The organism is Aminobacter sp. P4_H6_2 (assembly GCF_056400805.1).
This window is the reverse complement of sequence record NZ_JBFUKO010000317.1, coordinates 1-7,675: the sequence shown is the minus strand read 5'-3', so window position 1 is coordinate 7,675 and position 7,675 is coordinate 1. Positions and strand designations below refer to the sequence as shown.

The following is a 7,675-nucleotide window of genomic DNA, read 5'->3' as shown; positions in this document are numbered from 1 at the left end:
ACAAAAGCCTGGTGCCGGTTTTCAGCGTCGGCATGACGTTGTCGAGCATCGCCTGGAAGATCGAGGGCACTCCGGCCATGACATGGACGTTGCCAATGCGAAAGCCGGGCGCTACAGACACCGGGTTTTCAATGAGGTCAGCACCGTGCGGCATACGTGCCATGCGCTTGCGCGCCTCGGAGAACTCCATGCCGCGCGAGGCGTAGTTGGCCTCCAGCATGGCATAGGCGCGGGTGTCGTATTCGCAGGGCACGCCGAACGCCTTGGAAATCGAGTCTGCGGTGATGTCGTCATGCGTCGGGCCGATGCCGCCGGTGGTGAAGACATAGTCGTAGCGCGCGCGAACGGCGTTGACCGCAGCGGCGATCTCGTCCTCGTCGTCGGGCACGATACGCACTTCTCTGAGGTCGATGCCCACGGCCGTCATCATCTCGGCGAGGTGGCCGATGTTTTTGTCCTTGGTACGGCCAGACAGGATCTCGTCGCCGATGACGACCATTGCTGCGGTGACGATGTCGGCCATGTTGAAAGCTCCATTGTGGGCCCTCGTCAGATAGCGCCGGCAGCGCAAGCGAGCAATAGTCGCCATTCTGTGAACGATGCGTCACGCATTGGACCGCTTTCATTGAACGGGCTTTGCATTACATCTCTCCCCAGACGCCGACCCAAGATGGCGCCGCGAGATTTCCCGAGTTTTGGAGTGATGAAATGGCTAAGATTCTTGTTCTCTACTATTCGAGCTGGGGCCACATGGAGCAGATGGCGAAAGCCGCTGCCGAAGGCGCACGTGCTGGTGGCGCCGAGGTGACCCTCAAGCGCGTTCCCGAACTGGTGCCCGAGGGTGTCGCCAAGGCTGCCTATTACAAGCTCGACCAGGAAGCGCCGATCGCTGATCCGCTCGAACTGGCCGACTATGACGGCATCATCATCGGCACCGCCACCCGCTACGGCACCATGGCTTCGCAGATGAAAAACTTCCTCGACCAGACCGGTCCGCTCTGGGCCAAGGGCGCTTTGCTCGACAAGGTCGGCTCGGTGATGGTTTCGACCGCAACCCAGCATGGCGGCGCTGAACTGGCGCTGATCAATGCCCAGATCCACCTGCAGCACCACGGCATGGTGATCGTGCCGCTGTCCTACGCCTACCAGGGCCAGATGGGCAATGACGTGGTCCGTGGCGGTGCGCCTTACGGCATGACCACCACGTCTGATGGCGACGGCTCGCGCCAGCCTTCGGCACAGGAGCTCGAAGGCGCCCACTTCCAGGGCAAGCGCGTGGCGGAGATCGCCATCCGCCTGCATGGCAAGGGCTCGAACGCTGTGAAGGAAGTTGCCTAACAGCCTTCAAGTAAAGTGATTTTTGTGAACGGGCGGCCTCAAGGTCGCACCGCATCCACTATGTCGAGCAAGGGCGGGGCAGGCCGATCCTGTTCATCCATGGGCTCGGCGGGCAGTTGCACCACTTCCGCGGTACGCTGTTTTCGCAGCTGGACGGCGATTTCAGGCTGGTAGCACTTGACCGGCCGGGTTCGGGCTATTCGGCGCGACCGTCGGATTTCGCCGGCAGCCTGAGCGAGCAAGCCGAACTGGTATTGCGCTTCACCGAGAAGCTGGGGCTGCAAAAGCCGCTGGTCGTCGGCCATTCGCTCGGCGGCGCGGTGGCGCTGACGCTGGCGCTCGAACATCCCGAAGCCGTTTCCGGGCTGGTCCTGCTGTCGCCGCTGACCCATCTTGAAGATGAGTTGCGGCCGGAGTTCAGGTCGCTCTATGTTCGCTCGCCCCTGCTGCGCCATCTCATGGCACAGACGGTGTGGGTGCCGACATCTCTCAAATATGCGCCGCAGACGCTTGCCTTCGTTTTCGGGCCGCAGCAGCCGACCAAGGACTATGGCATATCAGGTGGCGGGTTGGCCGGCCTTCGGCCCAGCCACATCTATGCAACTTCGGCCGATCTTGTGGCGATCGAACGGGATCTTGGCGGCGTCGAGGCACGTTATGAGGAGATCATGGTGCCGGTGGGCGTGCTCGTCGGCACGGGCGATCGCGTGATCGACTACCGGCTGAACGGTCAGTCGCTGGCAGGCCGCATCGGCGATCTGGAACTCGATCTGGTCGAGGGGCTCGGCCACATGCCGCAGTTCATAGAGCCGGAGCGGGTTGCGGTCTTGATCAGGCGGACCGCTGCAAAAGCCTTTTCATAGGCGTCGTTGCAAATGCCGTTCCAGCATTTGCACCGCTTCGAACGCAGTGAGCCGTGAAATCCCTGCGGTAGATGCCGCTAATCCGAAACTTCCGTGTCCGGACGGTCGTCGCCCTTTGCAAGCTCGTCGTGCCAACGGCCTTCGCTGTCCTCATACTGGATGCCGTCGGTTGATCCGGAGACACGCTGCTCGGCGGCCGCTGTTTCAGCGGCGCGCAGGGCGTCTTCATGGTTGGGAAACGTCTCGGAGAAAGTGCCGCCTACCTTGTAGGCCCAGCCGCCGTCGTGCTGCACGACTTCATAGAAGAGCTTTGCCATCATTTTCCCTCGCTGAAGGATGCGATGTCCTTGGCCACCAGCGCCTCGGCATCCACCACAGCCACAACGACTGTCCGGCGCCTCGACGGCGGTCATTCCGGCTCAAACGTTGCCGGGGCCGATTGGTTGCATCGCGCGGCGAAGATCGACAGCAGTTGTTCGAGACTTGGTCAGAGCGGCACCGTGTAGAGCACGATCCACAGGCCGCATATCGCGGCTGCGAGCCCGTAACAGGCGCTACGGTGTTTTTCCCAAAAATATGGCGCGCGTTCCCAATTGTACTGCATACGCAACTCCCCACTCACTCACCACCCGGCCCAGTTGTATTTCAGTCCGAAACGCTCCGCAATTTTTGAGGGTGGGGTTGACGTTGCGAAAATACCTAGGGGTGGCAAATTTGCCACGAATCACGGCGTTTCGCGGCGCATCAAGCGAGCGAAGCCGTCTTCATGGTGTGGATGGGGATCGAACCCACATCTCCTGGGTTGAGAGACTGGTTTTTTCGAACACACGCAATGGATGCCCAACTCAGCCGAGGGACAACCCATCGTGTCGGCCAGGTATCATAATTTTCCGGCAACGTCGAAGAAGACAGCATCGCCCTTCATGCGGTTTTTGACATCGACCTCATGGACCCACTTCAGCTTGAAATCGACCTCGGTGTTTTCACCGAACTTGGCCTTGTAGCTGACAAGCGGCCCCAGACCTATCGAGCGGCCCTTGAAGCCGTCATGGGCGTCGGCGAACGTGCTGCGGTCGTCCTCGAACTGATAGAGGAAGCCCGCGACCGCGCCCAAGGCAAAATTCGCGGTCACATTCTTGGTGACGGCTAGATCGAGATGAGCCATCGCGCCGCTGTAGTAGTCGGTGGCGGTGTTCTTGGTGTTGATGTCGACACCGAAATTGGCCGACAAATCGAGGCCGTGCTCGGGCACCAGATATGTGAAGGCAACCGCCGGCGTGAAAGTCCAGTTATTCAGGCCGATGAAGGCGAGGGCACCTTTCTCCCACTCACCGGTCGGGGCGGTTATCGTCAGCGACGTCGAGAAGAAGGTATTCATGGCGTCGTTGTGCCAGCCCAGCAAAATCGGCGCGAAGGCGATGTCGCCCAATCCTGTGACTTCGTCCACCGATGCAAAGGGACCGACGTCTGCCTCGGCCCTGACCCAGCCTATCGGTAGAGCGCCCTGGACGGCGTAGGTCCAGTTGCCGGGCAGGTCCAGTTTGGGAACTTAGACGCCCGCAAGTGCCGTGGTCCAGATGTCGGCCTTCAGGCCAAGCGCGACCTGGTTGTCGCCAAATGGTACGTTGCCGCTTGCCTCGCCATGATAATAAACGTTCGCGATGTCCCAGTAGACGCCCGGCACGGGCGGCACAATCCCCGCGCCAGGACGGGCATAGGCGCCGGGAATGTAGCGTCCGCCAACTGCCTCGGTGGCCCCCGCCTGCTGAACGGAAGGGATGGCGGCGGCTAGGACCGACACGGCAGCGAACAGCCATGAAACCGATCTGGTCATTTGTCCCTCTCCAAATGCGCCCGGCATTCGCGAACGGATGTGCCGGGAATTCCCCGATAATCAGAGTATCACGGTTCGCCGTTGCTAGGCATTCCTCCTGATTCCCATGGCTTTGTCGACATGCCGTGCACTTCAGGCTTGATGCGGTCGCTCGCATTGCCGGCCCAGCCAAAGCCGCGCTCGTTGCCAAGCGTGGCGGCCCCAAGGCGTGGCGCATGCATCGATATCTCGACTAAGGTAACGATTTCAATCTGGTGCGGACGGCGGGAATCGAACCCGCATAGCCTAGGCTGAGGGATTTTAAGTCCCTTGCGTCTACCAGTTCCGCCACGTCCGCTTGGCCCGACTGGTAAAGCAGCCGGGCAAGATTGCAAGTCCCCGGCAATCGCTTGTGTCACTTGCGCGTCGCAGAAAATGGAGCCCGGCACTTGTGTGTATTCGTCCTGCACAAGCAGCGTCAGCCGTGGTGAAACAGTCGGCACAGACGGCTTGGGACAAGGGCTGCGCTTAAGCCTTGCTTGGATCTTCTGGGAGGTCGCTTGCCTGGCTGGCATCGAGCGGCAGCAATGGGGATTCCGCCGTAGCTGGTTTCGGCGCCTTTCGAGCAACCTTTTTGGCAGGCTTTTTCGGGGTGTCGTTCGCTACGTCCTTCGGCGCCGTCGCTACGGAAGCCGCCTTGGTGGGAGCCGGCTTTGCCGCGATGGTTGTCTTTTCAGTGAATTTGATTGCCATCGGGGTCCGCCGTTCCAGAGCGCCGCGAGTCGCGCGGCTTTGGTCCTCCATACACGATTTGCAGTGCTGGTGGGCGGGGAAGCGCGCCTATCATCTGAACGCCGGGTGAGGATGTGAGAAAAATCCTTCCACCCGGCAAGGACCTGTATTCCGCCGTCGCTTCCGCTACAGTTACGTGAAAGAATTTCAGGAATCCCCGAAAATGCCCAGCAAGACCAATTTCGCCAAGCCGCGCCCCTGGACCGAGACCGCACCGCTTCTGGTCGATGTCGCCATGGGCCGACGGCCGGCCGATCTCGTCATCCGTAACGGCCGCTGGGTGAATGTCCATTCGGGCGAGATCCTCGCCGGCACCGACGTTGCCATCATTGCCGGCCGCTTCGCCTATTGCGGTCCGAATGCCAGCCACGCCATCGGCCAGGGCACCAAGGTTGTCGATGCCGGCGGGCGCTATCTCGTGCCCGGCCTGTGCGACGCGCATATGCATGTCGAAAGCGGCATGGTGACGGTGACCGAGTTTTGCCGCGCGGTGATCCCGCATGGCACGACCTCGATGTTCATCGACCCGCACGAAATCGCCAACGTGCTGGGCCTGCCCGGCGTCAGGCTGATGCATGACGAGGCACTCGCCATGCCGATCAACGTGCATGTGCAGATGCCGTCCTGCGTGCCCTCGGCGCCTGGGCTGGAGAATGCGGGTGCTGCACTGACGGTCGAGGACGTTGCCGAGGCGATGACCTGGGAAAACATCATCGGCCTGGGCGAGGTGATGAATTTCCCCGGTGTCGCCGCCAACAATCCGGTCATGTCGGGCGAGATCGCCGAAACGGTGAAAGCCGGCAAGACGGTGGGCGGGCACTACGCTTCCCGCGATCTTGGCCTGCCGTTCCACGGCTATGTCGCAGGCGGTCCAGAGGATGATCACGAGGGCACGCGCGCCGAAGACGCAATCGCCCGGGTGCGTCAGGGCATGAAGGCGATGCTTCGGCTTGGTTCCGCCTGGTACGATGTCGCCAGCCAGATCAAGGCGGTGACCGAGCAGGGCATAGACCCACGCAGCTTCATCCTATGCACCGACGATAGCCATTCCGGCACGCTGGTTCATGAGGGGCATATGGACCGCGTCGTGCGCCACGCCATCCAGCAGGGGCTGAAGCCGGTGACGGCGATCCAGATGGCGACGATCAACACCGCCCAGCACTTCCGCCTCGAGCGCGAGCTTGGCTCGATCACACCGGGCCGGCTGGCCGACGTGCTGATCGTCTCGGACCTGGCCGAACTCAAGATCGACGAGGTCTATGCGCGCGGCGTGCGGGTCGCCAAGGCCGGCAAGCTCGACATCGACATTCCCGCCTACGCCTATCCGGCCGATGCCAAGAAGACGGTGAAGCTGGGCAAGAAGCTCAAGGCCGTCGATTTCGACATCAAGGCACCGGAGGGCGCAAACGAGGTGCGCGTGCGTGTCATCGGCGTGATTGAGAACCAGGCACCGACGCGCGCACTGGAGGCCGATCTCGCCGTCGAGGACGGTCTGGTCGCCATGGACCGCCGCAACGACGTTTGCCAGATTGCGCTCGTCGAGCGCCATCGCGGCACCGGCACTGTGACCAACGCCTTTGTCTCAGGCTTCGGCTACATGAAGGACTGCGCGCTCGCCTCGACGGTCGCGCATGACAGCCATCACATGATCGTCGTCGGCACCAACAAGGCCGACATGGCGCTGGCCGCCAACCGGCTAGGGCAGGTCGGTGGCGGCGTGGTGCTGTTCTCCGAAGGCAAGGAACTTGCACTTGTCGAGATGCCGATCGCCGGCCTTATGTCGGACGAACGCGCCGAGATCGTTGCCGCCAAGGCCGACAAGCTGGTTCAGGCGATGCGCGACATGGGCTGCAGCCTTAACAATGCCTACATGCAGCATTCGCTGCTGGCGCTGGTGGTCATTCCGGAACTCAGGATTTCCGACGTCGGTCTGGTCGATGTGACGACCTTCGAAAAGGTCGACCTGTTTCTTTGAGGGTGATCAGCGCAAGGGGGGCCAGCAGCCCGGGCCCTCGCTCGCCTTTAGTTCAATCCGTCTCGGGAAAATGCTGATAATGCGCGCCGGTGACGCCGGCCGCATCCAGGGCCGCTTTCAGTTCCTCGCTGATAGCCGGCGTAGGCATCACGATAAACTTGTCGATCCAGACATGATGGRCGCCGATCTGCGATCGAYTGAAGACCAGTTCYTTCTTGCTGCCGTCCAGGWACCAGASRTTGCGAAAYTCGAACGTCGTTTTSGCGCGATCGACKGTRTCCAGGCGATTGCARGGAACGAACCAGAASCGGTCGGCGGCATGGCCGCCATCTTCCCATACAATCTCGATCGGAAAGAACTGATGGACATCRGGTTCGAAACTTTCGATGACGTCCTTGACCTTKGCGCTCACGGACAAACAGAAGGCGTCGTAGARATCCGGAATCWGCCGCYTRGGCCCTGWGAGYTCRATTTTSGTGGGGATGTATGTCTCCTCGAACTGTCGGCCGTAATACGAGTAGCCGGGTCGAATTCGAACGCCGGCATCTCGCGTCAGATCAGCAGCTTGTATCTTGCTAACGTCCCCATCCAAGGCGCGGTAAATGTAGCTGTAAGTTTCTTTGTTCTCGTGACTGAGAAAACAAACCATTCAACACCCTTGCTCGTCGACCGGCTCCCAAGTGTTTGAGCAATTCTTCGCCGGAGTTTGCGAAATCATAGAATTGGATAGTCAGTCCGTCTCTGGAAAATGCTGATAGTGCGCGCCGGTAATGCCGGCTGCATCCAAGGCGGCTTTCAGCGTCTCGCTGATTGCCGGCGTCGGCATCACGATAAACTTGTCGATCCAGACATGATGGGCGCCGATCTGCGATCGACTGAAGACCAGTTCTTTCT

Annotated in this window: 9 protein-coding genes and 1 tRNA gene; 3 read left to right on the top strand and 7 right to left on the bottom strand. The window is 60.9% G+C overall.

Annotation, left to right across the window (positions count from 1 at the left end):
* A partial coding sequence (locus AC1DUU_RS20305) for a competence/damage-inducible protein A (RefSeq protein WP_476785198.1) occupies positions 1 to 523 on the bottom strand: 523 nt, incomplete at its 3' end.
* Positions 524 to 708: 185 nt separating this feature from the next.
* Between AC1DUU_RS20305 and wrbA the strand changes: the two genes are divergently transcribed.
* Together wrbA and AC1DUU_RS20295 are read left to right on the top strand one after the other, a co-directional pair.
* Positions 709 to 1,338 carry an NAD(P)H:quinone oxidoreductase type IV gene (gene wrbA, locus AC1DUU_RS20300; RefSeq protein ID WP_280223391.1) on the top strand — a complete coding sequence of 210 codons (630 nt, stop codon included), beginning with the start codon at positions 709 to 711 and terminating at the stop codon, positions 1,336 to 1,338.
* A 53-nt stretch (positions 1,339 to 1,391) separates the two neighbouring features.
* Positions 1,392 to 2,201 (top strand): alpha/beta fold hydrolase, encoded by an 810-nt coding sequence (locus AC1DUU_RS20295; protein WP_476785201.1) that lies wholly within the window; start codon positions 1,392 to 1,394, stop codon positions 2,199 to 2,201.
* Positions 2,202 to 2,278: 77 nt separating this feature from the next.
* Here the strand turns inward: AC1DUU_RS20295 and AC1DUU_RS20290 are convergent, their stop codons facing one another.
* The 5 genes from AC1DUU_RS20290 to AC1DUU_RS20270 form a co-directional block, all read right to left on the bottom strand.
* Positions 2,279 to 2,518 (bottom strand): DUF2188 domain-containing protein, encoded by a 240-nt coding sequence (locus tag AC1DUU_RS20290; protein WP_476785200.1) that lies wholly within the window; start codon positions 2,516 to 2,518, stop codon positions 2,279 to 2,281.
* Between the two features lie 563 nt (positions 2,519 to 3,081).
* The gene (locus tag AC1DUU_RS20285; protein WP_476785199.1) at positions 3,082 to 3,735 is read right to left on the bottom strand and encodes a SphA family protein; all 654 of its coding nucleotides are present in this window, start codon (positions 3,733 to 3,735) and stop codon (positions 3,082 to 3,084) included.
* A 15-nt stretch (positions 3,736 to 3,750) separates the two neighbouring features.
* Positions 3,751 to 4,035: a hypothetical protein gene (locus tag AC1DUU_RS20280; protein ID WP_476785197.1), complete on the bottom strand. Its 285-nt coding sequence runs from the start codon at positions 4,033 to 4,035 to the stop codon at positions 3,751 to 3,753.
* A 68-nt stretch (positions 4,036 to 4,103) separates the two neighbouring features.
* Positions 4,104 to 4,256: a hypothetical protein gene (locus AC1DUU_RS20275; protein ID WP_476785196.1), complete on the bottom strand. Its 153-nt coding sequence runs from the start codon at positions 4,254 to 4,256 to the stop codon at positions 4,104 to 4,106.
* A 31-nt stretch (positions 4,257 to 4,287) separates the two neighbouring features.
* Positions 4,288 to 4,372, bottom strand: a tRNA-Leu gene (locus AC1DUU_RS20270).
* 597 nt (positions 4,373 to 4,969) lie between these two features.
* Between AC1DUU_RS20270 and ade the strand changes: the two genes are divergently transcribed.
* Positions 4,970 to 6,781 carry an adenine deaminase gene (gene ade / locus AC1DUU_RS20265; protein WP_476785195.1) on the top strand — a complete coding sequence of 604 codons (1,812 nt, stop codon included), beginning with the start codon at positions 4,970 to 4,972 and terminating at the stop codon, positions 6,779 to 6,781.
* Positions 6,782 to 6,833: 52 nt separating this feature from the next.
* On the opposite strand, the gene AC1DUU_RS20260 is transcribed toward ade, so the two are convergent.
* Complete coding sequence (locus AC1DUU_RS20260) at positions 6,834 to 7,430, bottom strand: imm11 family protein (RefSeq protein WP_476785194.1); 597 nt, start codon at positions 7,428 to 7,430, stop codon at positions 6,834 to 6,836.
* Positions 7,431 to 7,675: the final 245 nt, after the last annotated feature.

Bases quoted from the DNA above. Each gene is read 5' to 3' on its own strand.
- wrbA (WP_280223391.1), top strand. From the start codon at position 709: ATGGCTAAGATTCTTGTTCTCTACTATTCGAGCTGGGGCCACATGGAG.
- AC1DUU_RS20290 (WP_476785200.1), bottom strand. From the start codon at position 2,518: ATGGCAAAGCTCTTCTATGAAGTCGTGCAGCACGACGGCGGCTGGGCC.
- AC1DUU_RS20280 (WP_476785197.1), bottom strand. From the start codon at position 4,035: ATGACCAGATCGGTTTCATGGCTGTTCGCTGCCGTGTCGGTCCTAGCC.
- AC1DUU_RS20275 (WP_476785196.1), bottom strand. From the start codon at position 4,256: ATGCATGCGCCACGCCTTGGGGCCGCCACGCTTGGCAACGAGCGCGGC.
- ade (WP_476785195.1), top strand. From the start codon at position 4,970: ATGCCCAGCAAGACCAATTTCGCCAAGCCGCGCCCCTGGACCGAGACC.